Below are 26408 nucleotides of genomic sequence, written 5' to 3'. Positions count from 1 at the left end.
AAATTTTCCTGTTTTCGCTCACAAACACGATTTGGTGCTCCTTGTAAGACAATAATTTATCTGCATAGTGCAAGGCGAATTCGCTACCCACCCCGAACCGATCCGCGCCAGATCAAGTCTGCTCGGATACGGGACGCTGTACCGTCGGCAGGCGCCGGATGTGTAAGCCATGCGACTGCCTCCTTCGCTATAAGATCGACCGGCTGCGCGAATGTCGTCAGCTCATACGATGACCACGAGGATTGCTCGATATCGTCGAAACCGATGACGCAAAGTTCCTCGGGCACGGCAAGCTTGAACTGATGTCGAGCCGTGTCCAGCACCCCGCAGGCGAGCAGATCGTTGGCGCAAAAAATCGCCTCAGGCCGCGCCTCCCGCGTGAGAAGTCGCTGTGCCAGAACAACGCCACTCTGATAACGGGTAGGGCCGAAACGCTCTACCACGACATCGATTCCGGCATCATCAGCCGCCTCCACGAATCCTTCCTCACGAGCCATAAGGCTTGGTGTTCCGACATCGGAATTTGCGAAGGCAAGGCGACTGCATCCGGCTCGCTGAAACGCGATCAATGCGCGCCGTGCGGCTTCGCGGTCATGCAGATTGATCATCAGCGCACCCTCTCGTTCCTCGTCACGATTGATGAGAACAAGCCGCTGACCGCTTTTCATGCAAAGGTCGGTGATCGATCTGTCCGGCATGCCGGAAAGAATGATGGACGCATCTGCGCGATAGCTGATCGCCAGCCTGAGCGCATCATCGACGCTTTTGTCGGAACGATCCGTGTTGATCAGCATGGCGACCTTGGAGACGGACTGCAACTGATGGGAAATCGCGCGAATGAGGCTGGACCGATAAGGTGTGTCCATCTCCGAAACGATCAGACAGACAAGACCGCTCTCATTGCGCATCAATCCTCGGGCGAGATGATTGACGTGATAGCCCAAGGCCTCCGCAGCTTCCATCACGCGCCGCCTGGTTTCTTCCGAAACACTCGCACCAGGCGTAAACGTGCGCGACACCGCCGAACGTGACACCCCGGCACGATCCGCCACTTCCTTGGCACTCACGAAGATTTTTTGGTTCACGGCGGTTCACTCCCCATTCTTCACTGCACTTTTTTGCAAGCGAGTGCAACAGCTTCGTGACGACCGCACTGCAGCAATAGAAGGCGATTTGCGATTTTGAGTTGACAATCCGCATATACGCATGAAACCATTGCACACGCTTGCAAGAGCGGGGACGATGTGGAGGCGTCGTCCAAAAATCTGGGAGGATTATCATGCGTCTTGCTTTGATGGCATCGGTCGCGGTTGCCGGCCTGTTGATGAATGCACCGGCATCGAAGGCTGCCGGAGACCTCAATCTCATATGTTCCGCCGATGTGGTGATCTGCGAAATGATGCAGCAGATGTTCGAAAAGGACACGGGCATCAAGGTAAACATGGTGCGCCTGTCGTCCGGCGAAACCTATGCGAAGATCCGTGCCGAGGCCCGCAATCCGAAAACCGATATCTGGTGGGCCGGCACCGGTGACCCGCATCTTCAGGCCGCGTCCGAGGGGCTGACGCAGGAATACAAGTCGCCGCATCTCGACGAATTGCAGGATTGGGCGAAAAAGCAGGCGGAAAGCTCAGGCTACAAGACCGTTGGCGTTTATGCCGGCGCACTCGGCTGGGGTTACAACACCGATCTCTTCAAGCAGAAAAACTACAAGGAGCCCAAATGCTGGGCCGACCTTCTGGACCCTTCCCTGAAGGGTGAAATCCAGATGGCCAACCCGAATTCGTCCGGCACCGCCTACACGGCGCTGGCGTCGCTCGTGCAGATCATGGGCGAGGACAAGGCGTTCGAATACCTGAAACAGCTCAACGCCAATGTCTCGCAATATACCAAATCCGGTTCGGCGCCGGTGAAGGCGGCGGCACGCGGCGAAACCGGCCTTGGCATCGTTTTCATGCATGATGCCGTCGCCCAGACAGTCGAGGGGTTTCCGGTCAAGTCGATCGCGCCCTGCGAGGGCACCGGATACGAGATCGGTTCGATGTCGATCGTCAAGGGTGCCCGCAACCTGGACAGCGCCAAGAAATGGTATGACTGGGCGCTGACGGCTGAGGTCCAGTCGCACATGAAGGACGCAAAGTCTTTCCAGCTTCCGTCCAACAAGATGGCCGAGGTTCCCAAGGAATCGCCGCGCTTCGAGGATATCAAGCTGATCGATTACGACTTCAAGACCTATGGCGACCCGACCGAGCGCAAGAAACTGCTCGAACGCTGGGACAAGGAAATCGGCGCCAACGCCAACTGATCCCATCCGTCTCTGCCGCGCTTCGGTAGCCGGGGCGCGGCATGATCGACTTGTCACGTGATGAGGTCGCATCAACCATGAACAATCGCAATCGCAGACTGGATATCGTGCTGGCGCTTGGCGCTGCCGCGATGCTGCTCCTTCCCTGGTATCGCATCGAACAGGGATTTTATGCCTTCACGTGGCTCTCCGGTTTCCCCGGCGAACCGGCGGCGGCACCCGGTTTCCTGCAGATTTTTCTGCATGGCCATGTCTGGCTGGTCGCGGTTCTTTGCGCTTACGGGCTTGCGCTTGCCGCGCGTTTCACTGCCGATCCGATGCGGCGGGGAAAAATGCTCGCCCTTGCCGGCGCCTTCGGCGTCGCTTCCCTTGCCCTGCAGGGGCTTGCGATCGGGATCACCGGTTTCACCTGGACGATTAGCGAAACCATCTTTGGCCAGCTTGCCGACGGTCAGCCGTCGATGGGGGCAGGCGCTATTCTATCCGCCATCTGCTTCGTGTTGATGTTTGCCTTCGGCCTTGCCGAACGCGGCGTCATGCGCGGCGATGCCTTCGTGGTCGCCACCATTTCCATGCTGGTCTTTCTCGTCGCCGTCTTCGTGTTTTATCCGATCGGTTCGATGTTTATCGGCGCCTTTCAGGATTTCGACGGCTCAGTCAGTTTCGAAGGGTTTTCCCGCAACATCGTCGATCCGTCGATCTGGAGCCTCGATTGCGTGATCGGCGGGGCACGCTGCGGCGTGGCCTGGCGCACGCTGTTCCTCGCCATCATGACGGCGGCCGGCTCGACCGCGCTCGGCCTTGCCTTTGCGCTGGTCGCCACCCGCACGCGCTTTCCCTTCAAGAAGGGCCTGAGGCTCCTCACCATCCTGCCGATCATCACACCGCCCTTCGTGATCGGCCTTGCCCTCACCCTCCTCTTCGGCCGCGCCGGCATCGTCACACAGGGCCTCTCCACCACGTTCGGCATCGAACCGAGCCGCTGGCTTTATGGCTTGACCGGTATCTGGATCGCACAGGTCCTGTCATTCACGCCGATCTCCTTCCTTGTGCTGATCGGTGTGGTCGAAGGTGTCAGCCCCTCGATGGAAGAGGCCTCGCAGACCTTACGCGCCGGCCGCTGGCGCACGTTCTGGCGTGTCTCTCTGCCGCTGATGAAACCTGGTCTCGCGAACGCCTTTCTGATCGGTTTTATCGAAAGCATGGCCGATTTCGGCAATCCGCTCGTGCTCGGCGGTAGCCACGGTGTGCTGTCGACGGAAATTTTCTTCGCCGTGGTCGGCTCGCAAAATGATCCGGCCCGCGCCGCCGTGCTTGCCATGATCCTGCTTGCCTTCACCCTGTCGGCCTTCCTTGCCCAGCGCATTTGGCTGTCCGGCAAAAATTTCGCCACCGTCACCGGCAAGGGCGATAGCGGGGCGCATGTCGCGCTCCCTCGGCCGCTGTCGATCGGTGTGCATGCCGTGGTCATCCCGTGGATGATCTTCACCCTTGTCGTTTACGGCATGATCCTGTTCGGCGGCTTCGTCAAAACCTGGGGCCTCGACAACAGCCTGACGCTTGCGCACTACACCAAGGCCTTTTCCATCACGTTGCGCGATGGTTCGCTGGTCTGGACCGGCGTCGCCTGGAACTCTTTCTGGACAACGATGGAAATCGCGCTGATCGCCGCGCCGCTGACGGCGGCCGTCGGGCTTGCCACGGCCTACGTGATCGTGCGGCAGAAATTCGCGGGCCGCGAACTTTTCGAATTCGCACTGATGATGAGTTTTGCCATTCCCGGCACGGTCATTGGCATCAGCTACATCATGGCCTTCAACCTGCCGCCGCTAGAAATGACCGGCACGGCGCTGATCCTGATCGCCTGCTTTGTTTTCCGGAACATGCCGGTCGGCGTGCGCGGCGGCATCGCGGCGATGAGCCAGCTAGACAAGAGCCTCGACGAAGCCTCGATGACATTGCGCGCCACCAGTTTCCGCACCGCCCGCAAGGTCATCCTGCCGCTGCTGCGCCCGGCGATCACGGCAGCTCTCGTCTATTCCTTCGTGCGCGCCATCACCTCGATCAGCGCCGTCGTGTTCCTCGTCAGCGCGCAATACAACATGGCGACATCCTATATCGTCGGACTGGTCGAAAACGGCGAGTACGGCGTGGCCATCGCCTATTCCTCCATGCTGATCGTGGTGATGATCACCGTCATCACCGGTTTCCAGCTTCTGGTCGGCGAGCGGCGATTGCGGCGTGAAAACCGTGTTGCCGGCCTCAATCAGACGACCCTTCCCGTCATTTCCGAGGAGAAAACCGCATGACCAGAAGCGCCGGTTCGGTCACGTTCCAGAATGTCCGCAAATCATTTGGTTCCTTCACGGCCATCCATGACCTGTCGCTGACGGTTCAGCCCGGAACGCTGGTGACGCTGCTCGGCCCTTCCGGCTGCGGCAAGACGACGACGCTGCGCATGCTGGCTGGCCTCGAACATCCGACTTCCGGCCGCATCCTGATCGGCGGCAAGGATGTGACCATGCTGCCCGCCAACGAGCGCGACGTGTCCATGGTGTTCCAGTCCTACGCATTGTTTCCGCACATGAATTCGCTCGACAATGTTGCCTATGGGCTGGAATCCTCCGGCTATTCAAAAAAGGAAGCGCGACAGAAGGCGGAACACGGGCTCGAACTCGTCGGCCTCGCCGGCATGGGCGGGCGGCTTCCGGCAGAACTGTCGGGTGGGCAGCAGCAGCGTGTGGCCGTTGCCCGCGCGCTGGTTCTCGAACCGCAGGTCCTGCTGCTCGACGAGCCGCTTTCCAATCTCGACGCCCGCCTTCGCCGCCGGGTGCGCACGGAAATCCGCGAGCTTCAGCAGCGGCTGCAGTTCACCGCCGTTTACGTAACGCACGATCAGGATGAGGCACTGGCCGTCTCCGACCAGATCATTGTCATGAAGGATGGCGAGATCGCCCAGCAGGGTTCGCCGCGCGAACTATACGAAGCACCGGCCTCGCCTTTCATTGCCGATTTTATCGGCGAAGCGAATGTCGTGCCCTGCGAGGTGATCGGCATCAGCAGCAGCGAGGCGACGATCAGCATCGAGGGCCTGCACCATGTCGTACCGGCGCGTGGTGCCCGGCCCGGCAAGAGCCAGCTTGCCGTGCGGCCGAGCGCGATCACGCTGGAACCGGCTGAAACGGCAGCCTTTCCGGGGCGCATCAGCCATGCGGCCTATCTCGGCGATCATATCGAATACGAGGCGGAAACGAGTGGCGGGACCCTGTTTATCGTGGACCCGTCGGTCGACCGCCCACTTGCCCCCGGCACGCGGGTTGCCATCGGCCTGAAAAACCGCGGCATCGCCATCATCGCGCAGTGAGGATTTTCCCCATGACATCGGAACAGGATGAGATCGTCAAACGCCACAAACTGGCGGAAAACATTGCCGTCGAGGCCGGTAAGCTGGCGCTCGGTTATTACCGGCGCCGTGATACGCTGGTGATCGAGATCAAGGGCGATCCGCAGGATGTCGTCTCGATCGCCGACCGCAACGTGGAGGACCTGATCCGGGAAAGGACGGGAGAGGCGTTTCCGGCCGATGGTTTTCTCGGCGAGGAATACGGGCTGACCGCAGGCGACAGCGGTTTTACCTGGGTGGTGGACCCGATCGACGGCACCAGCCCCTTCGTTCACGGCATGCCGAACTGGTGCGTATCGATTGCCGTTCTCTACAAGGGCGAGCCGGTGGTGGGCGTCATCCATGTGCCCTGCCATGACGAACTGTATTCCGGCGCATCCGGCATGGGCGCAACGTTGAATGGCAGGTCGCTGAAGCTCGAGAGCATCAAGACAATTCGCAACGCCGTCACCGGCATCGGCGCCAACCATCATGTCACGCCGGCATCGGTTGGAAAGATCGTTGAGGACCTTTTGGCAAGCGGTGGCAATTTCGTGCGGTTGGGCTCGGGCGCATTGATGCTCGCCTATGTCGCCGCCGGCCGGCTTGTGGGGTATTATGAGCCTTACATGCACGCTTGGGATTGCCTTGGCGGCTATTGCCTCGTGCGCGAGGCGGGCGGCTGGTTTCTGCCGTTTCCCTGCGATGGCGAGCGGCTCACGAAAGGCGCTCCCGTCCTGGCGGCGGGACCGGGCGCGATAGACGACCTGCGCAGGATCGCCGGGATCGGCAAGACAGGCGTCGCCGCCGCCTGAAGGCACTGGCGACAACACCCGTCAGCAATGGCGAGACCGGGGAGGGTCTCGCAACATACCGCCAGATGGCGGCAGGCCAATTCATGGAAAGGGAGGAAATCGACCATGAAAACCGCTTTTGCATCAGTTCTTTCAACCGCAGCCTTGACACTTATGGCATCGAGCGCGCTCGCCGCCACGGAAATCTCGTGGTGGCACGCCATGACAGGCGCCAATAACGAGGTCGTCGACCAGCTGGCCAAGGAGTTCAACGAAAGCCAGTCCGACTTCAAGATCGTGCCGGTGTTCAAGGGCACCTATCCGGAAACGCTGAACGCCGGCATTGCCGCCTTCCGTGCCAAGCAGCCACCTGCCATCATCCAGGTTTTTGATGTCGGAACCGGCGTGATGATGGGCGCGCAGGGTGCCATCGTGCCCGTGGCCGAGGTCCTGGAAAAGGGCGGCTTCAAGTTCGACAAGGCGCAATATCTGCCCGGCATCGTCGCCTATTATTCGAAGCCTGATGGCACGATGCTGTCCTTTCCCTACAACTCGTCCTCACCCATCCTCTATTACAACAAGGACGTATTTGAAAAAGCCGGACTGAACGCCGATGCGCCACCAAAGACATGGCCGGAAGTCTTTGAGGCCGCCAAGAAGATCAAGTCCAGCGGCGCCGCCAATTGCGGTTTCACCTCCACATGGCTGACCTGGATCCAGACGGAAAATTTCGCCGCCTGGAACAACCTCTCCTATGCGAGCGATGAAAACGGTCTCGGCGGCACCAACGTCAAGCTCGCCTTCAACTCCGAGCCCTTCGTCAAGCATTTCCAGTCGATCGCCGATCTCGCCAAGGATGGCACCTTCCGCTATGGCGGCCGCACGTCGGAAGCCAAGCAGCTGTTCACCTCCGGCGAATGCGGCATCTTGACGGAATCCTCCGGTGGGCTCGGCGATATCATCAAATCCGGCATGAAATACGGCATAGGCCAGCTGCCCTATTATGAGGGTGAAGGCCGCCCGCAGAACACCATTCCGGGCGGAGCGAGCCTGTGGGTCTTCGGCGGCAAGAGCGATGCGGAATACAAAGGCGTCGCCACCTTTTTCAACTTCCTGTCGCAGACCAAGATCCAGGCCCGCCTGCATCAGGTCTCAGGTTACATGCCGGTGACGATGGCCGCTTACGAAGATACCAAGAAATCCGGCTTCTACGACAAGAACCCGGGCCGCGAGACGCCGCTCCTGCAGATGATGGGCAAGGCACCGACCGAAAACTCCAAGGGCGTGCGCCTCGTCAACCTGCCGCAGGTGCGTGACATCATGAACGAGGAGTTCGAGGCCATGCTCGCCGGCAAGCAGGACGCCAAGGCTGCTCTCGATAAATCCGTCGAACGCGGCAATGCGGCAATCCAGCAGGCGCTCGGCAACTGACATCGGTCTTCGCCGCCCACATGGCACAAACATGCGGGCGGCTTTCCTGATCCTCAAGGAGCCTGCCCGTGCAAAGCACCGTCTTTCCGAACAAGATCCTTCCCTATTTTCTGGTCGCGCCACAGATCGTGCTGACCATCGTCTTTTTCTTCTGGCCGGCCAGCCAGGCGCTTTACCAATCGGCCATGCGGGAAGACCCGTTCGGGCTGCAGAGCACCTTTGTGGGCCTTGCCAATTTCACGACGATCCTGTCGGACGCCAATTATCTGCATGCGCTGCGCGTCACCGTCGTCTTCAGTATAGCCACTGCCGTGCTCTCCATGGGCATCGCGCTGCTGCTGGCAACCGCCGCCGATCTCGTCGTGCGCGGAAAAGGGTTTTACCGCACGATGATGATCATCCCCTATGCGGTGGCGCCCGCGGTCGCCGGCATGTTGTGGCTGTTCATGTTCAACCCGGCCATGGGCACGTTCGCCTATATCCTGCGCCGCAACGGCATTGCCTGGGATCCGCTCCTGGACGGCGATCAGGCGATGGCGCTGGTCGTGGTGGCCGCCGCCTGGAAACAGATCAGCTACAATTTTCTGTTCTTCGTCGCCGGCCTGCAGGCCATTCCGAAGTCGCTGCTTGAGGCCGCGTCCATTGATGGCGCGCGCGGATCGCGCCGCTTCTGGACGATCGTGTTTCCGCTGCTGGCGCCCACCACCTTCTTCCTGCTTGTGGTCAACACCGTCTACGCGTTTTTCGACACCTTTGGCATCATCCATTCGGTGACTGGTGGTGGACCCGCCAAGGCCACGGAAACGCTGGTCTACAAGGTCTATAACGACGGTTTCGTGAACCTCAATCTCGGCTCGTCGGCCGCCCAGTCGGTCATCCTGATGATCATCGTCATTGCGCTGACCGCCTTCCAGTTCCGCTTCGTCGAGCGGCGCGTGCATTATGGGTGAGGTGTAAAGATGATCGAAAACAGACCAATCGCCAGCCTCATAGCGCATCTGATGCTGATCCTCGGCATCATTATCGTCGCCTTCCCGATCTACTACACGTTCATCGCCTCGACGGCGCCATCCGGTGCCATAATCAGGCCGCCGCTGTCGCTTCTGCCCGGCGGCCACATGATGGAGAATTATTCAGAGTCCATTTCCGGCGGTGTCGAGCGTGTCGTCGGTGTCAGTCTCGAACGGCTGCTGTTCAACAGTTTTGTCGTCGCGGTCGCCATTGCCATCGGCAAGATCGTCATCTCCTTCCTGTCGGCCTTTGCGATCGTGTTCTTTCGCTTTCCGTTCCGCATGGGCTTTTTCTGGATGATCTTCATCACGCTGATGCTGCCGGTGGAAGTACGCATCCTGCCGACCTACAAGGTGCTCGTCGATCTTGGCCTCTTGAACACCTATGCGGGCCTCACCCTGCCGCTGATGGCATCGGCGACGGCGACCTTCCTGTTCCGGCAGTTTTTCCTGACTATACCGGGCGAGATGGTGGAAGCCGCGCGGATCGACAATGCCGGTCCGTTCCGCTTCATGAAGGATATTCTTCTGCCGCTGTCGATGACCAATATCGCGGCGCTGTTCGTCATCCTCTTCATCTACGGATGGACGCAATATCTCTGGCCGCTGCTCGTCACTGACAGGGCCGACATGAACACGATCATCATCGGCCTGCGCCGCATGGTGGATTTCGCAGATGCCTCGACGCCGTGGAACTATGTGATGGTGACGGCGATCCTGGCGATCATTCCTCCCGTCATCGTCGTGGTGCTGATGCAGCGCTGGTTCGTCAAGGGTTTGGTGGAGACCGAAAAATAATGGCTACGATTGAACTGAAAGACGTCCGCAAGGTCTATGGCACCAATATCGAGGCGATCAAGGGCGTGTCGCTGGACATCGCCGATGGCGAGATGATCGTGCTGGTCGGCCCGTCCGGCTGCGGAAAATCGACCCTTCTGCGCATGGTCGCAGGCCTCGAAAGCATCACCTCTGGCGACGTGACGATTGCAGGGAGGCGCGTCAACACTCTGGAACCATCGGAACGCGATATCGCCATGGTGTTCCAGAACTACGCGCTTTATCCGCATATGACGGTGCGTCAAAACCTCGCTTATGGCCTGAAAAACCGCAACACGCCAAAAGACGAGATCGACCGGCGCATCACGGAAGCGGCGCGAGCGCTGGAAATCGAGCAGTTTCTCGAACGAAAACCGCGACAGCTCTCGGGCGGCCAGCGCCAGCGTGTGGCCATGGGCCGCGCCATCGTGCGCAAACCATCGGCCTTTCTGTTCGACGAACCGCTCTCCAACTTGGACGCAAAGCTGCGCGTGCAGATGCGGGTGGAAATCCGCAGGCTTCAGCGTTCGCTCGAAACAACATCGATCTATGTCACCCACGACCAGATGGAGGCGATGACGCTGGCCGACCGGTTGGTGGTGCTCAACGCCGGGCGCATCGAGCAGGTCGGTACGCCGATCGAGCTTTACGAAAAGCCGGCCACCACATTCGTCGCCACCTTTATCGGTTCTCCATCAATGAACCTGATGAAACCGGCCGGTAGTCACGGTGCTGGCGTCAGCTGGCCGTCCAACGTGGCGATGATCGGCGTGCGACCCGAGGATCTTGTCATCGCCGACGCTTCATCCACCGATGGTTTCCGCATCAAGGTGCAGGTGATTGCAGTCGAACTTGTCGGCGCCGAAAGTTACGTTCATGGAGCGACAGAGGATGGCAGCACGGTGGTTTTTCGCGTTCCCGGCCGCTCGGTGATAGGCATTGGAGAAAGCAAGGAACTGACCGCCGCTGCGGATCGCTTCCATCTTTTCGACGGCGACGGAAAACGCCTGCAGGGATGAATGGTCCGGAACGATGGGAAATTTCCGGCCGGCGGTTGATTACCAGACACGGGGGATATCGTTAGCCAGCTAATCGATATCTTCTACCTGCAAGTGGAATGCCGATATGTCCGTCATCCTTGCCATGATCGCGCTCGCCGGTCATATCGCGCTTCTTCTCTGGGGGACGCGCATGGTGCAGACCGGCATACAGCGCGCCTTCGGTCCCGGGCTGCGCTCTTTTCTAGGACATGCGCTGAGCAACCGCATGAAGGCCTTTCTGGCCGGAATGTGGGTCACGGCCGTTCTGCAAAGCAGCACGGCGACGGGCCTGATGGCAGCGTGGTCAAGCGGCGACGGCCGCATGGTGGCCAATTTCCACACGGTGTTCAAGCCGTCGTGACGGCATTGTTCATGCCCTTCCTGACGCCATTCGCGAATGCGCTGGTCCGGTTCATGCCGCAGCGCATCGATGAAAGCGACCCAGGCCAGCCGCGTTATCTCGACCCCTCGGCCAAGGAAACGCCGATCGTCGCGCTGCAGGCGACAGCCCGCGAAGTGTTGCGGATCGTCGATATTCAGGACGAGATGCTGGCGGGCACCAAAGCAGCGCTTTCGTCGAACGATCGCCGGGCGCTGTCGGCGCTGCGCAAGCAGGATAGGGTGCTCGATCGGCTCAACACCGCCGTCAAGATCTACCTGACCTCCATCGATCCCGACGAACTCAGCGATACCGACAAACGCAGGCTGGAAGAGATTTTGATCTTTTCGACCGGGCTGGAACATGCGGGTGATGTGCTCGATCAGAATGTGCTTCCACACCTCGCCAAGCGTCCGCGGCGCGGCATGACCTTCTCAAAAGACTCCAGAAGCGAACTGAACACTCTTTTCGACCGCCTCGCGACCAATCTGCAAACCGCCGCCGCCCTGTTCATGTCGCAGGACGAGCGCCTGGCCCGCATGCTGGCGGAAGGAAAGGTCGTTTTCAGAAAGGTCGAGCGAGACGGCACCACGGCACATTTTGAGCTACTTCGGAAAGGAGATTTCGATGCCTCGGAAACAAGTTCGCTCCATCTCGATTTGCTGCGCGACCTCAAGCAATTGAATTCACATCTGGTCGCAGCAACCGCATATCCGGTTCTGGAACAACCGGGTGAGCTCCTGCAAAGCAGGATCAGGTAACCTGAAGCTAAAGCCATTTACTATTTTCCACGCAGTCTAATTCAGCGTTCGGGCAACCTCATGGAACTTGAGGCATAGTGTCGATCAGTCCTGAAAAACAGGGCATGTCTGTCGAAATCCAGTCCGATTTCATGACCAACTGTAAATCGATGTCGTTGGATGTGATCGTCGGCTGCAGTTAGACGTTACCGGCAATTCGCGTGATGTGGCTGGAAATGGTGGAGTTGAACCGAAAACCCGCAGTACCAACAATATTCTTCGGTTCAAAACGGATACCCGGACAGGCAGCATGTTCCTGTCCGGATGAAAAAACATTTACTCTTCCTGAAACGCCTTCTCGCGTCCCTTGCGTACGGCTGGCAGCAGCACGGCGACCAGCAACACAGCGGCGACGATCAGCAGGCCGGCGCTTACCGGGCGAGTAATGAATACGCTCGGATCGCCCTTCGAGAAAAGCAGTGTCCGGCGCAGGAACTCCTCCATCATCGGGCCAAGGATGAAAGCCAGCAGCAACGGTGCCGGCTCCGCGTCGAGCTTGCGGAAGACGTAGCCGACCACACCGAAGATCGCCATCATATAGATGTCGAAGGCGTTGTTGTTGACGCTGAAGACACCGATCGCGCAGAAGACGATGATGATCGGGAAGAGGAAGTTGTAGGGAATGGCGATCATCCGCACCCACAGCCCGATCAGCGGCAGATTGAGGACAAGCAGCATTGCATTGCCGATCCACATGGATGCGATCAGGCCCCAGAACAGCGTGGGCTGTTCGGTCATGACGGAGGGGCCGGGTTGAATGCCCTGAATAATCATCGCACCGATCATCAGCGCCATCACTGAATTCGACGGCAGGCCGAGCGTCAGCATGGGAATGAACGACGTCTGGGCACCGGCATTGTTGGCCGATTCCGGCCCGGCAACGCCTTCGATCGCACCCTTGCCGAATTCTTCCGGATGTTTGGCGAATTTCTTCTCGAGCGAATAGGAGCCGAACGAGGCGAGTGCCGCACCGCCGCCCGGCAGGATGCCCAGCAGCGAACCGAGCGCCGTGCCGCGCAGGATAGGAGCAATGATGCGTTTCCAGTCTTCCTTGGACGGCATCAGACCGGTGACCCGTTTCGTCATCACCGAGCGGTCCGCTTCGTCTTCGAGATTGGCGATGATCTCGCCGAGACCGAAGATGCCCATGGCGATAACGACGAAATCGAGCCCGTCAGACAGAAGCGGCATGCCGAATGTGTAGCGGGGCACGGCAGAATTCACATCGGTACCCGCCATGCCGAGCAAAAGCCCGACAAGGATCATGCCGAGCGCATGGAGCAGCGGGCCGGACGCCATGACGATCGAGGCGATCAGGCCGAGAACCATCAGCGAGAAATATTCGGCCGGACCGAACTGCAGCGCGACGGCGGCAAGCGCCGGCGCAAATACTGCAATCAGAATGGTCGAGATCGTGCCGGCAATGAAAGAGCCGATGGCAGCCGTCGAAAGCGCGCGGCCGGCATGCCCCTGACGCGCCATCTGGTAACCGTCGAGCGCCGTCACGACGGAAGATGGTTCGCCCGGCAGATTAACGAGAATTGCGGTCGTCGATCCACCATACTGGGCACCGTAATAGATACCGGCCAGCATGATCAGCGCCGATTCCGGCGGCAGGCCGAAGGTGATCGGCAGAAGCATGGCGATCGTCGCGACCGGTCCCAGACCCGGCAGAACGCCGATGGCAGTGCCGAGGAAGACGCCGACAAGGCAATAGAAAAGATTGTAGAATGTGCCGGCAACGGTGAAGCCGAGCCAGAGATTTGCGAAAATATCCATCACTTGCGCCTCACTTGAACCATTCGCCGATGAGCGGCATGGGGACGCCAAGGCCCTCGATGAAGATAACGGCGCAGAAGATGATGAAGGCGACGAGGCCGAGTGCTGCGCGCAATTCGAAGCGGAACCTCTCGCTGGCCGCAGCAGAAATGAGGATCAGCGCCGAGAGCGCGACGATCACGCCCGCCGTCTCCAGAAGATAGCCGAAGGCGCAGACCGACAGGGTGATCAGCGCCATTCCCTTCCAGTTTATCCGGCCGATCGGCTGGCCCTCGCGCAGAATACCGCGCAGCATGGCGATGATGCCGAAAAGGATCAGTAGACCGGAGATAATGGTCGGAAAATATCCGGGGCCCATGCGCCCCGACGTGCCGAAGGAATAGTCCCTGGCAATGATGAAACCGGCAAGGCCAAGGGCGAGATAGATCACCCCGATGCCGAGATCCTTTTGTCCGCGTATCCGCGTCATGCTTACCTTCCTCCCTGGTGTGAAGGTTATTTTGTAGAGACCTGCCCGCCGAGAGAGGGGCCGGGATGTTCTGTCATCGGCAGAAGCCTGAGCCCGAAAGGCTCCTGCGGCTTCTGCCAGCGCTCGATGAGACGGCGATAGACGCCATCGACCTGATCTGCGGCGCTATAGCCGATCACGTGAAAGAAACCGCCGGCTTCCGGCGCAAGATCGGTGCGACCGAGAAGGATGACTGACACGTCCGTCGGAATGGCGAACCCTGCCTGTTCCATGAGCGACCTGAACTTGGCGCCGTCATCGACACCCCAGATGATCAGCGCATGCCGGCCGGTTTTCGGCCCATCCTTGAGATCCTGCAGGGCCGCGCTGACCGCAATATGCTCGTAGTCCTTGGGCGGCAGTGTTGCGACGCGGATTTCCGGCTGCAGGATGTTTGCCAGATCCGGGCGTTCACGCAGATTGCGCCAGCGATGAAGGCCCATTTCATTGGCCAGAAAGAAGCTGGAAGTGGTTAGAAAGTGGATCTTGTCATGCCCTGTCGAGGTCAGGCGCTGAACCGCGGTCTCGACCGACTGTCCCCACTCGAACCCGACCGCGTCGATATCGGTACCAACCAGCCAGGCGCCGTCGACGATGATCGTCTCGGTCTTGCGGCGGATCGCGGCGATCATGTCCACCGGCATCGTATCGAACGAGTTCTGCACGATGCAGGCATCGAAGCGCGGCAGGGTCTGCAGCACCTGCTTCGCATGTTCCGGATCGGAATAGCCGACTTCAAGCGTCACGTGGCCGGCATCGGAAAGCCGCCGCTGCAGCTCTTCCAGAACGAAACGTCCGCGAAGATTGTTGGATGAGCGCCGCAAAAGGATGACGCTGCGTTGAGCCTTTTCCACGCCGGCTGCACCGCGCGGTGCGGAAACCGGCTCGATATTCGTGCCTGTGAAAAACGTGCCGCGACCGACATGCGCGGCAACAAGCCCCTCATCCTTCAACGCCTTTAATGCGCGTTCGACATTCTGCTGGCTCAACGAGAAATCGCGCATCAACTGCCGCACGGTGGGCAGGCGCTCTCCCGGCGTCGCCGTCAGGGCGACGGACCGCAAATAGGATTGAAGTCGGCTAGACTCGGACATGAATGCCTCCTTAATACAATACAATATGATACATCAAGCGGAATCTGATTTTTCGCAATTCGGCTTGAAACTCTGTTATTCGGGGTATAACAGCTGTCTACATGACTTATCTTTTCGATACAATATGTATTGTATCTGGTCAGGAGGAAAAATGTTCAGACGTTCTTTCATCGCCGCGGCGGTAACTTCGCTTGCGTTCGCCACATCGCCGATTGCGGTATCCGCACAGGATAGCGGTCCGATGACGCTGCTGGTTGGCTACTCGGCCGGCGGCAGTGCCGATTATGCGGCACGCGTCATGGCGCCTGAACTGACCAAACGTCTTGGCCGTTCCGTCGTCGTGGAAAACGCAACCGGCGCCAGCGGCATGATCGCCCTGCAAAAGCTGATCAACGGCAAGGCCGACGGCTCGACGCTCTATTACGGCGGCTTCGACACGGTTGCCGTGCCGATGGTCAACAAGTCGGTCGGCATCGACTGGAAGGAAATGACACTTCCGGTCGGTCGCACCGCCTTGACCTCGATGGCAATCGCCGTACCGGCGGAATCGCCTTACAAGACGCTTGCAGAACTCGTCGCCGCCGCCAAGGAACAGCCGGAAACCGTAACCTTCGGTTCGCCGGGTATCGGATCCGCCCAGCATTTCGTCGGAGAAATGATTGGCCACCGCGCTGGCGTAAAGCTGCTGCATGCGCCCTATCGTGGCGGCACCCAGGTTTCGAATGATCTTCTCGCCGGCATTCTCAATTCCGCGGTGCTGACGACGTCGACGGCACTTCCTTTCGCCAAGGAAAACAAGATCCGCATTCTGGCCGTCACCAGTGCCGAGCGTGCTGCGGCCCTGCCTGACGTGCCGGCTCTCGGCGAGATCGAAGGCTTCAACGGCCTGGCGCTGCCGCTCTGGCAGGGATTGTTCGTCAAGGCCGGCACCGATGAGGCTGCTGCCAAGAAGATCAGCGATGCGATCGCGCAATCGCTGGCTCAGGATGACGTCAAGAAGCGCCTTGCCGATGCAGGATTTGCCGCCGCCCCGATGCCGGTCGGCGAGTTCACCGGTTTCATCGACGAACAGGCGAATACCTATAAGAAGATCGTTGAGGAATCCTCGATCTCCGCGGAATAACGCGCCTGATGCACATGGCGCTCCGGTAATCCGGAGCGCCTTTTCATTTCATTGATTGATAAAGATCCGGATTTGCCATGACTGCAGGAATGTTCGACTCCTTCATCACCCGCCATTGGTTCAGCACAGAGGCGAAGGAAATCTGGAGCGACCTGCAGACCCTGCAAGCCTGGCTGGATGTCGAGGCCGCACTCGCACAGGCTCAGGGCCAGCTCGGCGTCATCCCGGCCGATGTCGTGCCGGCGATTACGCAAGCAAGCCGGCATGAGCGCTTCGATACCGAGCGCCTCAGCCGCGATATCGCCCACGCCCAGCATCCGTTCGTGCCCGTCCTGCGCCAGATGGAGGAGTTCGCCGGCGAACCGGCAGCCGGCTATATCCATTGGGGGGCAACGACACAGAATATTTTTGATACCGGCGTGGCATTGCAGATGCGCCGCACCCAGAAGCTCATCGATTCCAGCCTCGCGATTGCGGAAACATCGCTGTCGGAACTAGCGGTCGCCCACCGCGATACGCTTCAGGCCGGGCGCACTCACGGACAGCACGCCCTGCCGATGACCTTCGGTTTCAAGGTGACGGGCTGGCTGGAAGAGGTCCGCCGCGATCGCGCAAGGTTGCAAGATCGCATCGTGCCGTCCTTCGTTGCCTGCCTCGGCGGCGCCATCGGAACCTTTGCGGCAATGGGAGACAAGGGGCCGGCGGTCGAGGCAAAAATGGCCGAAATCCTCGGACTTGAGCCGGCAATTCTGCCGATGCGCTCATCCTTCGATCGCGCCACCGACTATTTCTCTGCCTTGGCATTGCTCGCCGGAACGGCTGAAAAAATCGCCCAGGACGTTGTCTTCATGCAGCGTACCGAAATCGGCGAAGTCGAAGAGGCTTTCCATATGGGCAAGGTCGGCAGCTCGACCATGGCCCAGAAGCGCAATCCCTCGACCGCACTTCTGCTGATCAGCCTCTGCCGCCTCCTGTCCGCGCGCCTGCCGCTGATGCTGGGCTCGATGGTGCGCATGGATGAAGGGGATTCGTCCGCCACCAATGTTGCCGATGTCGCCGTTCCCGAAATCGCCATTCTCGGCGCCTCGGTCGCCTCCACCCTCGCGCGTCTTGTCACCGGCCTCGTGGTGCATGCCGACGCGATGAAACGCAATGTCGAGATCACCAACGGCTTGATTGTCTCGGAAGCGGCCATGATGCAGCTTTCCGACCGTCTCGGCCGTCACAAGGCGCATCACATGCTTTACGAGGCAGCCCAGCGTTCGGTCATGGAGGGCGTGCCCTTCACGAAAGCGATCGCAGAGCACCCAGAAATGGCGAGCTATGACATGGTGACGCTGGACACGGCGGGCTACACGGGTTGCTCAGCGGATCTCGTGGCTAGGCTTGCCGAACGCGGGGGAGAATAAGGGGAGCGACCTGTTCGCGCGCCTTTGTGTCTCGTCACGCCAATTCGGTGTTAGCGAATAAATTGTCGAGTGTGTCAGCCAACTTTGTCGCTTTGCCCTTGATGTTGGAGTGGACGGCCCCTGAACGGCATCGAAATGTGCCAGAATGAGCTGTTAAGATCTCAATCGAAGGGGCCGCCCATGGACAAGATTATTCGTATTGGCATGAAGGCGGCAATTATGGATAATTAAAGGTTTGCTTTGCAACGACTCAAAGCAACACATACGTTTGAGCCTTTGGCAGAACCAGCACGGATCTTGCAAACATTATGAGTTCTGAGCGCTACATCTCGAACGACAATTCTGACAGCCATCAGGTCGCCGTTGGGAGTATGGTATCGTCTGTCCTTTTTGTCGTCATCATCCTTTATTTCTGGATCGGGCCTTCGCCTTTCTCGAGCCTTGCCGAATCGACAATATCTCTGCCGTTCAACAGCTCAAACACCCTTAATCAGTTCGTGATGCTCACCATCTCGCTATCCGTGATGGCGATGCTGGCGTTTAATCCTGCTGTTCGACTGACCGTCAAATTCCTGGGTTTCCTGCTCATTATCTTCCTCTGGTTGGTGATCACCGGCCTAGCCGCGCCTGATCCGATGTTTGTGCTGCGCCGCGCGGCCTATGCCATGCTGATCTGCATATGCGCCTGCGGAATTCTGCTATTGCCGCGCACCGGTGTGCATTTTGCAAAACTGATGGGTATTTGCCTGCTGTTGATACTTGCTCTCTGCTATCTGGGGGTCCTGGCTTTACCGCAGCGCGCTGTTCATCAGGCGAGTGATGCCGTCGAAGTCGGCCTTGCCGGCGATTGGCGTGGTTATTTCCTTCACAAGAACACCGCTGCTGCTGCAATGGTCTATTGCGTGTTCCTGGGGCTTTTCATCCGGGCACGCCACTCGGTCGGGCTCGGCTGGCTTATTATCGCGCTGGCAGCCTTCTTCCTCTGGAAGACCGGAGGGAAAACGGCCGCGGCCATGCTGCCGACAATCCTGGTCGCGACCTGGTTCTTCGAACGCGCTGGCCCTTTCCGCCTTCTCGTCGTCGGCGGCGCACTCGGTTTGATGAACTATATCCTGATCTCGGCCGCAGTCTCGCCGTCGATGCAGGCGCTGCTGAAATCGTATGGTGTCGATCCGACGTTTACCGATCGTGCGGCGATATGGCGGATCGCGCTATCGGCGATATCCAACAGTCCCGTGACGGGTTATGGATTCCAATCGTTCTGGCGCACCAGTGCCGTATATGGCGGTGAGGCTTCCATGAGCAACTGGGCGGTGGACGCTACAAGTGCCCATAACGGGTATCTAGAACTTCTGCTCCATGGCGGCTGGCCCTTGTTGGCGCTCATGGTGTTCTGGATGGTGATCCTGCCTTGCCATCACGCCAGTATCGCCATCAAACGGAAAACCGAACCGGCGCTGACACGACTCTTTATCCGCTGCTGGCTGTTTTCAGCGTTCCTCGGATGCCTCGAAAGCGCGTTCCTGAGCGGCGAACAGATGTGGTTCATGATGCTGATCGCACTTTTCGGATTAAGGCTCCAGGCTTATGCGGAGCCGATGCTGCCACATTCGACGCAGCCGACGAGAACATGAGCCCAGTGCCGCATGGACGAACAGATTGCCTTTCACATTCCGCTCAATTTCAATTTTGACCCCATAAGCGTTTCCGGTTGCTTCATTGCGTACGACGATTTCGGGATGACCGTCCGCGACAACGCGTGCCCTGCTGACCGGCGTGAAGTGGTCGGCAAAGCGCAACAAGCTGCTGCTGGCCGCCGCTGAGTTCCGTCACTATACGATCGGAAAGATACTCAATACCCAGGAGGTCGAGCGTATTCGCCACATGCGTGACGTCCTAGTCACTTGCCTTCCCATTCGGCCACCTCCGTTTGGCCAGGAATATCAGTTCGAAGACCACGAGGGCGGCCCGCATGGCCGTATGCTGACTGAGCAGAAAGACCGTCTCTGAACGCTGCCGTTCGGACAGGCTTGCGTAATCCGCACCCTCCAGTGCAATCATTCCAGCTAGCGGTGCGGAAATAGTTGTTGGACGGGGACACCATTCGGTCCTTAGTCGTTTGCAACAACGTCAATCACCTCCTCCGCCTTTCTTGGACGCGCATTGTCGCAATCGCATGCGCCACCATAATGTCGCTCACGCGATGTCTTGCCGACACCCGGATTGAAGCTGTTGGTCGGATCGAGTGACCGATAGTGCTGCGCGAGGGACGGCTTCGCACGATATATGTGGCCGACATTGTGCTCGGCCGGGTATTCGGCCCCGCGCTCGTCCAGAATTTCCAGCATTCGTGCCTTGATTGATGCAACGTCCGCGCCCTTTTTCAAGGCATAATCCTGATGCAGGACATGGCAGAGGAAGTGACCGTAATAAAGTTTTCGGTCGATCTGCGCCTCGACATCCGGCGGCAGCTTTTCGAACCAGTCCCGGTCGTCGCGGCGAAGCGCAATATCCAGCGCAAGGATATCCTCCACCTCGCCCGGCTTCACGGCGCCATAGCGAACTGCAGCGCCAGCCGCAGCGAAGCGATGAAGCATCGCCTTTTTTGCTTCGTCAGGGTCACATGCAAACCATCCGTCGACCCCGACGGTTTCACTGAGGAGCGCCTGGGTCTCCCGTGCAATCGCGCCTGGAACATTGAGGATGAGATGATGCTCGAACCGCCGCCTGAAATCGAGCATGCGTTTCGGCAGGGCTTCCGGCAAGAGGTTGGCAACCGTCTGCAGAACCTTGTCCGTCAGGTTCCTCGGCAGGAAGCGGCGATTGTTCAACCATGCATCTATCGAGCCTTTAGCGGCAAAGAACAGCGGCAGCCGGGCCGTGCCCAACCAGTGGATCATCAGCAGCACATCCTTGCCGTAGCGATGCGCGATATCGAAGCAGTCGCGATGCAGGTACTCACCGCTGATCGGCAGTTCGGACAGCCCGGTCAGCAACCGCCGGCGCAGTGTGGCAAGCGCGGCTGTATCATTGGTGCCGATATAGAAAACCCTCGGATCCGCAACGACCGGAAATGTATCGAGGCGGACGGCGAAAACGGCGACCTTGCCCGCAGAGCCGGATGTTTCGAACAGCCCGCGAGGATCGGCGTTGAACCGTGCCGGAGTGGCGGCGTCGACCTCCCGCACGCGCTGCGCATAACCGTCGTCAGAAGCCCGCCCGGCACCGTGCCGTACGGATGAAGTATCAATGTCGCCGCGATCAAGCCGCCCGAGGATGTCTTCGGGTGTTTCGCCAAGATCGATCCCGAGATGATTGACGAGGCGCAACTCGCCGGAAGCTGTCCTTTCAGCATAAAGCGAAAGCTCGGTATAGACCGGCCCATGCCGCACCAGAGCGCCGCCGGAATTGTTGCACACGCCGCCAACGATCGATGCACCGATGCACGACGAGCCGATGACGGAATGCGGCTGGCGTCCGAGAGGCTTGAGAAGCGCCTCCAGATTGAACAGCGTGCCTCCCGGCTGCGAAACGATCTGTCGGCCATCATCGATAATATGGATCCGATCGAGCCTGAGGGTGCTGATGATGACCACTTCGCGATCATAGCTGCCATAAGGCGTAGAGCCGCCAGTCAGCCCGGTATTGGCCGCCTGCATGATGACGATGCGATCCGCCGCGATCACAAGCTTCAGAACGGCCCACATCTCGACCAGATTTGCGGGAATGACGACCATTGCCGCCTCCCCTTCACCGGCACGAAACCCCTTCCTGAACCTTTCGGTCTGCCGCGTATCGACAAGGCAATGTGACGCTCCGACGATAGCCTTCACTTCAGCAATCAGTTCCTCTCGTCTCATGATCCCTCCTCTTTCCGCGTCATTCCCTGTCAAGGTAACGCCTTTGCATCGCGATACTAATCTGTAGCAAAATCGTGCAGGTAGTATCCAAATAATACCCGCGCTGTTTTTCCGTCCCTATAGTTCAACACGAGGAAACGGAATGAGGGAGGAGAATGGCAAAGTTCGTTCACAGCATGATACGGGTTCTGGATGAGGCCCGGTCAGTCGATTTCTATGCGCGTGCCTTCGGCCTCAAGGTCGCAGATCGGCTGGATTTCGAGACATTCACGCTCATCTACCTTTCGAACTCAGAAAACACGTTCGAGCTCGAACTCACCATCAACAAGGATCGCTCCGAACCTTATGAGCTGGGCAATGGCTACGGCCATGCCGCCTTCGTCGTCGATGATCTGGACGCGGAACACGCGCGTTTCGAACAGGCCGGTTTTTCGCCACGCAAGCTGGTGGATTTCAAGAATGGCGATGTTCCGATCGCCCGGTTCTTCTTCGTACAGGATCCGGACGGCTACCAGATCGAAGTCATCCAGAAACAGGGGCGCTATCTCTGAACATCTATTGAAATGCCGCATCCATTAGGGAGGAAAGAATGGAGACGACAAAACGAAGACTGCTCATCGGCAGCGCAACCGCGACGCTTATGGCGTCGACTTTCGCAAAGATTGCATTTGCCAAACTGCCGCTGGATCTGGGAGGAGACAGCGACGCCAAAAAGACCCTGGTACGCATGATCAGGGTGATGTTTCCCCATAAGAAGTTTGCCGACGCTCCCTATGAGCGGACCGCCGATGCGGTCTTCAGGGCGGCAGGAAAGACACCTGCCGAAACGATCGCCTTCCTCACGAGCCTGCGGGAGTTGCAGGAAAGCGGCTTCATGAAGCTCGACGATAAGGCTGCCTATGCAAGCCTGAAGAAGATCGAGACGACCCCGTTCTTCAAGCTGGTGAAGGGCACGACTGTCACCACGCTCTATGACGACCCGGAAGTGTGGGCAGCGCTCGGCTACGAAGGCCCGAGTTTTGAAAAGGGCGGCTATATCAAGCGCGGGTTCAACGATCTCGACTGGCTGCCTGAGCCGCGTATCGAGGAATATGCGGGAGCGGGCCAATGAAACAGATCCCCAACGACGAGAAGGCGGTTGTCATCATCGGTTCAGGTGCGGGCGGCGGAACGCTCGCCTACGAACTGACGAAGGCCGGTATCCCCTGCGTGGTGCTGGAGGCCGGACCGTTCCTGAAAAACGAGGACTATCGCAACAACGAGTGGGAAGCCTTCCAGCAGATGGCATGGCTCGATCCGCGCACGACGAGCGGCTCCTGGCGGGTTGCAACCGACTTTCCGACCCTGCCGGCCTGGATCGTCAAGGCCGTTGGCGGCACGACCACCCATTGGTCAGGCGCCACACCGCGGTTCAAGGACTACGAATTCAAGGCCCGCACCACCTATGGCGATATCGCCGGTGCGACGCTTCTCGACTGGCCGATCACGCTGGAGGAAATGGCGCCCTATTACGACAAGGCAGAGATGGCGATGGGCTCCACCCATCGGCATGGAAGGCCGGCCTTGCCAGCAAATAACAATTACAAGGTCTTCGCCAATGGCGCAGAACGCGTCGGCTACAAGCTCTATGCAACCGGCCCCTACGCCACCAATGCCGAGCCTTATGACGGCCGTCCGGCATCGATCCAGGACGGGTTCAACTTCCAGGGCGACAAGAACAAGTCGAAATGGAGCACGCTTGTTCGCGAAATTCCGCGCGCCTTGGAGACTGGCCTTCTCGACCTGCGTCCTGAAAGCCACGTCGTGCGCATCACCCACGATGCCTCCGGCAAGGTCGACGCCGTCGTCTATGCCGACAAGGACGGCAATCTGCATCAACAAGCGGCCCGCATCGTCTGCGTTGCCGGCAATTCCATCGAGACGCCGCGTCTGCTTCTCCTGAGCGAAAGCAACCGCTTTCCGAAAGGCCTTGCCAACAGTTCCGATCAGGTCGGCCGCAACTACATGCGGCACATGACCGGCTCGGTCTATGCCCGCTTCGACAAGCCGGTCCACATGTATCGCGGCGAGACCATGGCGGGTATCATCGCGGATGAGGCGGCCAACAAGCCGGAACGCGGTTTCGTGGGCGGCTATTACATGGAGACACTGTCGCTCGGCCCGTCCTTCCTCGCCGCCTTCGCCGACCCCGGCGCATGGGGGCCGGAATTCGCCGAGATCATGGAGGCCTATGCCAATACCGCCGGCATGTGGATCGTCGGTGAGGACATGCCGCAGGCGACCAACCGCGTGACATTGTCGGAAACCGTGCGCGACAAATGGGGCCTTGCAGCACCGAACGTGCATTTCGATGATCATGCCAATGACGTCGCCATGCGCAATTACGCCTATGAGCATGCCCAGGCGCTCTACAAGGCGGTAGGCGCCATCGACAGCCACCGGACCCCACCATACCCCTCGACCCACAATCTCGGCACCTGCCGCATGAGCGCCAGGGCAGAGGATGGTGTCGTCGACAAATGGGGCCGCGCCCATGACGTGCCGAACCTGTTCATTTCTGACGGTTCGGTGATGACGACGGGCGCAGCGGCCAATCCGACGCTGACGATCGTCGCACTCGCCATCCGTCAGGCCGAACATCTCGCCCGGGAACTGAAGGCCGGCAATATCTGAAAACCATAGGGGTCGCGGACTATCGCGGCCCTTTTCCTCGCATCTCGCATGTCCTATCGTAGCGAGAAGGAGCATAGGCTATGGAGGAGAGAGCCGTGTGCAGACTGTTTATCGGTGCGAATTCGCATCTTTGGGAGAGCCAGACGCGTTCGCTGCGCATGGACGGAATGGTGACCAGCGTGCGTCTGGAAAACATGTTCTGGACTGTGCTCGACCAGATCGCCGTGCGTGACGACATGAACGTGCCGCAGCTTCTGCATCAACTCTATAACGAGTCGATCGATGAAGGGCATGATCTCGGCAATTTCACCTCGTTTCTGAGGGTCTGCTGCCTGCGCTACATCGATCTGCAGCTCAAGGGGCTGCTGCCGAATGGCCGCAACGACCTGCTGACGACGGACGAAATCCTGACGATGGAGACGAAGCTGCGCGCTGAAACACCGGCACGGAAAGCGCCTACGGCGCGCCAGCACTGAGCCTCCCCGCCCCTTAGCAAAACCGTTCCATGAGCAGATTTCCGCTGCCTGCGTTGGACCTCCAAGAGAGGCCTATCAGAAGCATCCGGTCCGCAGGACGTTAAAATCAACGGAAATTACCAAGCCCGTAGTTCGGATACCAATTTGAGGAAAAGTCTTTAGGTACGTTCGAAATAAAATTAAGGGCTGTGACGGGCACGAGTAAATGATCTCGTGCCCATCAATTCGGTTACAGGCCGAAGTAGCGTGGCAGGAACAAAGTCAGTTCCGGTACGTAGGTGACAAGCATCAGAATTGCGAAGATCACTGCGTAGAAAGGCAATAGGGCTCTCACCGCATGCTCGACCCTGACCTTGCCGATACTTGCACCGACATAAAGGCCGGAGCCAACCGGCGGCGTGATCGTTCCGATTGCAAGGTTATAGACCAGGACGACACCGAAGTGGACCGGGTCCATGCCGACCTTCATGGCGATCGGCAGAAGGATCGGCGTGAAGATCAGAATTGCCGGTCCAATATCCATGAAGCAGCCGACAACCAGCAGCAGCAGGTTGATGACCAAAAGAACCACGATCGGATCGGACGAAATTCCGAGGATCAGGCTTGAGATTGCAGCCGGCAGGCCGGTAAAGGCCATGGCGAAGGAAAGCGCCGCCGAGGATGACAGGAGGAGCATGATCGCGCCGGTCATCGTCGCCGTTTCCAAGAGGAAGGCCGGAAAACGGCTGAACGGAACGGTGCGATGGACAACGAACGCGAGCAGCATCGTATAGACGACCGCAATGCCTGACGCCTCAACTGCAGTAAAGATGCCGAGCGTGATGCCGCCAATGATGAGTGCGATCAGGAACAGGCTCGGCAGGGCCTCGATGGTAATCTTCACCGCCTGGGAGAAATTGTAGCGCTCAGCCGCGCCATAACCTTTCTTCTTGGCGATAACGTAGGTCAGCGCCATCAAGCCGATGCCCCAGAGCGAGCCAGCAACGGCACCGCCAAGGAACAGAGCGCCGATCGAGGTACCACCACTGACAAGCGCATAGATGATGAAGGCCGTCGTCGGCGGGATCAGCATGCCGGTCGGCGCCGATGCGATATTAGCTGCAGCCGCGAAGTTGCGATCATACTTTTCCTGCGCCTGCAGGGGGATCATGACGCCGCCGATGGCGGTGGAGGCAGCAATAGCTGAACCGGAAATGCAGCCGAACAGCATGTTGCCGGCGATATTCGTCTGGGTCAGGGAACCAGGCATGCGACCTGCGATCAGCTTGGCGAAATTCACCAATCGGACTGCGATGCCGCCGCTGTTCATGATCACGCCGGAAAGCACGAAGAACGGCACGGCCAACAGCGAGAAGCTGTCCAGGCTTGCCGCCATCTTCTGCGCCGTGGTGAACAGCGCCATATCGAACGGAGCAACAAGCAGGATGGCGGAAATTGCCGCAGCAGCAATGCTGAGGCCGAGCGGAACCCCGATGCCGGCCAGAATAAGAAAGACCGTCAGAAGGATAAGACTGGATTGTGCGGCCATG

General features: G+C 59.1%; 25 protein-coding genes. 19 read left to right on the top strand and 6 right to left on the bottom strand.

The window, feature by feature from the left end; translation table 11 throughout:
• Nucleotides 1-83: 83 nt before the first annotated feature.
• Nucleotides 84-1085, bottom strand: a complete 1002-nt coding sequence (locus tag JNB91_RS14355) for a LacI family DNA-binding transcriptional regulator (protein WP_220326195.1) — start codon at nt 1083-1085, stop codon at nt 84-86.
• 194 nt (nt 1086-1279) lie between these two features.
• Here JNB91_RS14355 and JNB91_RS14350 point away from each other — a divergent pair, with 194 nt between their 5' ends.
• From JNB91_RS14350 to JNB91_RS14310, 10 genes are all read left to right on the top strand, one after another.
• The gene (locus tag JNB91_RS14350; protein ID WP_220326194.1) at nt 1280-2305 is read left to right on the top strand and encodes an ABC transporter substrate-binding protein; all 1026 of its coding nucleotides are present in this window, start codon (nt 1280-1282) and stop codon (nt 2303-2305) included.
• Between the two features lie 77 nt (nt 2306-2382).
• The gene (locus tag JNB91_RS14345) at nt 2383-4614 is read left to right on the top strand and encodes an ABC transporter permease (protein WP_220326193.1); all 2232 of its coding nucleotides are present in this window, start codon (nt 2383-2385) and stop codon (nt 4612-4614) included.
• Nucleotides 4611-5669, top strand: a complete 1059-nt coding sequence (locus tag JNB91_RS14340; RefSeq protein WP_220326192.1) for an ABC transporter ATP-binding protein — start codon at nt 4611-4613, stop codon at nt 5667-5669. The genes JNB91_RS14345 and JNB91_RS14340 overlap by 4 nt, the downstream gene beginning before the upstream one ends.
• Nucleotides 5670-5680: 11 nt before the next feature.
• Complete coding sequence (locus JNB91_RS14335; protein WP_220326191.1) at nt 5681-6502, top strand: inositol monophosphatase family protein; 822 nt, start codon at nt 5681-5683, stop codon at nt 6500-6502.
• Between the two features lie 105 nt (nt 6503-6607).
• Nucleotides 6608-7912 carry a sn-glycerol-3-phosphate ABC transporter substrate-binding protein UgpB gene (gene ugpB / locus JNB91_RS14330; RefSeq protein WP_220326190.1) on the top strand — a complete coding sequence of 435 codons (1305 nt, stop codon included), beginning with the start codon at nt 6608-6610 and terminating at the stop codon, nt 7910-7912.
• A gap of 68 nt (nt 7913-7980) precedes the next feature.
• Nucleotides 7981-8862: a sn-glycerol-3-phosphate ABC transporter permease UgpA gene (gene ugpA, locus JNB91_RS14325; RefSeq protein ID WP_220326189.1), complete on the top strand. Its 882-nt coding sequence runs from the start codon at nt 7981-7983 to the stop codon at nt 8860-8862.
• A gap of 9 nt (nt 8863-8871) precedes the next feature.
• The gene (gene ugpE, locus JNB91_RS14320; protein ID WP_220326188.1) at nt 8872-9720 is read left to right on the top strand and encodes a sn-glycerol-3-phosphate ABC transporter permease UgpE; all 849 of its coding nucleotides are present in this window, start codon (nt 8872-8874) and stop codon (nt 9718-9720) included.
• A complete protein-coding gene (locus JNB91_RS14315; RefSeq protein WP_220326187.1) occupies nt 9720-10757 on the top strand; it encodes a sn-glycerol-3-phosphate import ATP-binding protein UgpC in 1038 nt (345 codons plus the stop codon). The genes ugpE and JNB91_RS14315 overlap by 1 nt, the downstream gene beginning before the upstream one ends.
• 106 nt (nt 10758-10863) lie before the next feature.
• Entirely contained in the window at nt 10864-11139 is a 276-nt protein-coding gene (locus JNB91_RS31430) for a hypothetical protein (RefSeq protein WP_346269331.1), read from the top strand.
• A gap of 11 nt (nt 11140-11150) precedes the next feature.
• The gene (locus tag JNB91_RS14310) at nt 11151-11918 is read left to right on the top strand and encodes a Na/Pi cotransporter family protein (RefSeq protein WP_346269330.1); all 768 of its coding nucleotides are present in this window, start codon (nt 11151-11153) and stop codon (nt 11916-11918) included.
• A gap of 315 nt (nt 11919-12233) precedes the next feature.
• Here JNB91_RS14310 and JNB91_RS14305 read toward each other — a convergent pair whose 3' ends face one another.
• Genes JNB91_RS14305 through JNB91_RS14295 form a run of 3 tightly spaced genes read right to left on the bottom strand, consistent with a single transcriptional unit; the run spans nt 12234 to nt 15338 of the window.
• Nucleotides 12234-13736, bottom strand: a complete 1503-nt coding sequence (locus JNB91_RS14305; protein WP_220326186.1) for a tripartite tricarboxylate transporter permease — start codon at nt 13734-13736, stop codon at nt 12234-12236.
• A 10-nt stretch (nt 13737-13746) separates the two neighbouring features.
• Nucleotides 13747-14205: a tripartite tricarboxylate transporter TctB family protein gene (locus tag JNB91_RS14300; RefSeq protein WP_220326185.1), complete on the bottom strand. Its 459-nt coding sequence runs from the start codon at nt 14203-14205 to the stop codon at nt 13747-13749.
• A 26-nt stretch (nt 14206-14231) separates the two neighbouring features.
• Nucleotides 14232-15338 (bottom strand): GntR family transcriptional regulator, encoded by a 1107-nt coding sequence (locus JNB91_RS14295; RefSeq protein ID WP_220326184.1) that lies wholly within the window; start codon nt 15336-15338, stop codon nt 14232-14234.
• A gap of 151 nt (nt 15339-15489) precedes the next feature.
• Between JNB91_RS14295 and JNB91_RS14290 the strand changes: the two genes are divergently transcribed.
• The 5 genes from JNB91_RS14290 (at nt 15490) to JNB91_RS14270 (ending at nt 19880) form a co-directional block, all read left to right on the top strand.
• Nucleotides 15490-16461, top strand: coding sequence for a Bug family tripartite tricarboxylate transporter substrate binding protein (locus JNB91_RS14290; RefSeq protein WP_220326183.1), 972 nt, complete (start codon nt 15490-15492; stop codon nt 16459-16461).
• A gap of 77 nt (nt 16462-16538) precedes the next feature.
• Nucleotides 16539-17870: a class-II fumarase/aspartase family protein gene (locus tag JNB91_RS14285; RefSeq protein ID WP_220326182.1), complete on the top strand. Its 1332-nt coding sequence runs from the start codon at nt 16539-16541 to the stop codon at nt 17868-17870.
• Between the two features lie 524 nt (nt 17871-18394).
• Nucleotides 18395-19504 carry an O-antigen ligase family protein gene (locus tag JNB91_RS14280; RefSeq protein ID WP_220326181.1) on the top strand — a complete coding sequence of 370 codons (1110 nt, stop codon included), beginning with the start codon at nt 18395-18397 and terminating at the stop codon, nt 19502-19504.
• A 12-nt stretch (nt 19505-19516) separates the two neighbouring features.
• On the top strand, nt 19517-19693 hold the full coding sequence (locus JNB91_RS14275; RefSeq protein ID WP_220326180.1) for a hypothetical protein: 177 nt from the start codon (nt 19517-19519) through the stop codon (nt 19691-19693).
• Nucleotides 19647-19880, top strand: coding sequence for a hypothetical protein (locus tag JNB91_RS14270; protein WP_220326179.1), 234 nt, complete (start codon nt 19647-19649; stop codon nt 19878-19880). The genes JNB91_RS14275 and JNB91_RS14270 overlap by 47 nt, the downstream gene beginning before the upstream one ends.
• 101 nt (nt 19881-19981) lie before the next feature.
• Here the strand turns inward: JNB91_RS14270 and dld are convergent, their stop codons facing one another.
• Entirely contained in the window at nt 19982-21730 is a 1749-nt protein-coding gene (dld, locus tag JNB91_RS14265; RefSeq protein WP_220326178.1) for a D-lactate dehydrogenase, read from the bottom strand.
• A gap of 155 nt (nt 21731-21885) precedes the next feature.
• On the opposite strand from dld, the gene JNB91_RS14260 reads away from it, so the two are divergent.
• The 4 genes from JNB91_RS14260 to JNB91_RS14245 all read left to right on the top strand — a co-directional run bounded on the left by JNB91_RS14260 (nt 21886) and on the right by JNB91_RS14245 (nt 24879).
• Nucleotides 21886-22281, top strand: coding sequence for a VOC family protein (locus JNB91_RS14260; RefSeq protein WP_220326177.1), 396 nt, complete (start codon nt 21886-21888; stop codon nt 22279-22281).
• Between the two features lie 38 nt (nt 22282-22319).
• A complete protein-coding gene (locus JNB91_RS14255; protein ID WP_220326176.1) occupies nt 22320-22841 on the top strand; it encodes a hypothetical protein in 522 nt (173 codons plus the stop codon).
• Nucleotides 22838-24403, top strand: coding sequence for a GMC family oxidoreductase (locus tag JNB91_RS14250; protein WP_220326175.1), 1566 nt, complete (start codon nt 22838-22840; stop codon nt 24401-24403). The genes JNB91_RS14255 and JNB91_RS14250 overlap by 4 nt, the downstream gene beginning before the upstream one ends.
• Nucleotides 24404-24498: 95 nt before the next feature.
• On the top strand, nt 24499-24879 hold the full coding sequence (locus JNB91_RS14245) for a ribbon-helix-helix domain-containing protein (RefSeq protein ID WP_220326174.1): 381 nt from the start codon (nt 24499-24501) through the stop codon (nt 24877-24879).
• Between the two features lie 229 nt (nt 24880-25108).
• Here JNB91_RS14245 and JNB91_RS14240 read toward each other — a convergent pair whose 3' ends face one another.
• Entirely contained in the window at nt 25109-26407 is a 1299-nt protein-coding gene (locus tag JNB91_RS14240) for a TRAP transporter large permease (protein ID WP_220326173.1), read from the bottom strand.
• Nucleotide 26408 lies beyond the last annotated feature (1 nt).

The sequence above is a fragment of the Aliirhizobium wenxiniae genome, assembly GCF_019511445.1.
In the GTDB taxonomy this organism is placed as follows: domain Bacteria; phylum Pseudomonadota; class Alphaproteobacteria; order Rhizobiales; family Rhizobiaceae; genus Neorhizobium; species Neorhizobium wenxiniae_A.
The sequence above is the reverse complement of the archived record's forward strand: the minus strand, read 5'-3'. Positions and strand labels throughout refer to the sequence as shown.

Coding starts and splice junctions, on each gene's coding strand:
- JNB91_RS14350 (WP_220326194.1), top strand. CDS start 1,280: ATGCGTCTTGCTTTGATGGCATCGGTCGCGGTTGCCGGCCTGTTGATG.
- JNB91_RS14345 (WP_220326193.1), top strand. CDS start 2,383: ATGAACAATCGCAATCGCAGACTGGATATCGTGCTGGCGCTTGGCGCT.
- JNB91_RS14340 (WP_220326192.1), top strand. CDS start 4,611: ATGACCAGAAGCGCCGGTTCGGTCACGTTCCAGAATGTCCGCAAATCA.
- JNB91_RS14335 (WP_220326191.1), top strand. CDS start 5,681: ATGACATCGGAACAGGATGAGATCGTCAAACGCCACAAACTGGCGGAA.
- ugpB (WP_220326190.1), top strand. CDS start 6,608: ATGAAAACCGCTTTTGCATCAGTTCTTTCAACCGCAGCCTTGACACTT.
- ugpE (WP_220326188.1), top strand. CDS start 8,872: ATGATCGAAAACAGACCAATCGCCAGCCTCATAGCGCATCTGATGCTG.
- JNB91_RS14315 (WP_220326187.1), top strand. CDS start 9,720: ATGGCTACGATTGAACTGAAAGACGTCCGCAAGGTCTATGGCACCAAT.
- JNB91_RS31430 (WP_346269331.1), top strand. CDS start 10,864: ATGTCCGTCATCCTTGCCATGATCGCGCTCGCCGGTCATATCGCGCTT.
- JNB91_RS14310 (WP_346269330.1), top strand. CDS start 11,151: ATGCCCTTCCTGACGCCATTCGCGAATGCGCTGGTCCGGTTCATGCCG.
- JNB91_RS14305 (WP_220326186.1), bottom strand. CDS start 13,736: ATGGATATTTTCGCAAATCTCTGGCTCGGCTTCACCGTTGCCGGCACA.
- JNB91_RS14300 (WP_220326185.1), bottom strand. CDS start 14,205: ATGACGCGGATACGCGGACAAAAGGATCTCGGCATCGGGGTGATCTAT.
- JNB91_RS14295 (WP_220326184.1), bottom strand. CDS start 15,338: ATGTCCGAGTCTAGCCGACTTCAATCCTATTTGCGGTCCGTCGCCCTG.
- JNB91_RS14290 (WP_220326183.1), top strand. CDS start 15,490: ATGTTCAGACGTTCTTTCATCGCCGCGGCGGTAACTTCGCTTGCGTTC.
- JNB91_RS14285 (WP_220326182.1), top strand. CDS start 16,539: ATGACTGCAGGAATGTTCGACTCCTTCATCACCCGCCATTGGTTCAGC.
- JNB91_RS14280 (WP_220326181.1), top strand. CDS start 18,395: ATGGCGATGCTGGCGTTTAATCCTGCTGTTCGACTGACCGTCAAATTC.
- JNB91_RS14275 (WP_220326180.1), top strand. CDS start 19,517: ATGGACGAACAGATTGCCTTTCACATTCCGCTCAATTTCAATTTTGAC.
- dld (WP_220326178.1), bottom strand. CDS start 21,730: ATGAGACGAGAGGAACTGATTGCTGAAGTGAAGGCTATCGTCGGAGCG.
- JNB91_RS14260 (WP_220326177.1), top strand. CDS start 21,886: ATGGCAAAGTTCGTTCACAGCATGATACGGGTTCTGGATGAGGCCCGG.
- JNB91_RS14255 (WP_220326176.1), top strand. CDS start 22,320: ATGGAGACGACAAAACGAAGACTGCTCATCGGCAGCGCAACCGCGACG.
- JNB91_RS14250 (WP_220326175.1), top strand. CDS start 22,838: ATGAAACAGATCCCCAACGACGAGAAGGCGGTTGTCATCATCGGTTCA.
- JNB91_RS14240 (WP_220326173.1), bottom strand. CDS start 26,407: ATGGCCGCACAATCCAGTCTTATCCTTCTGACGGTCTTTCTTATTCTG.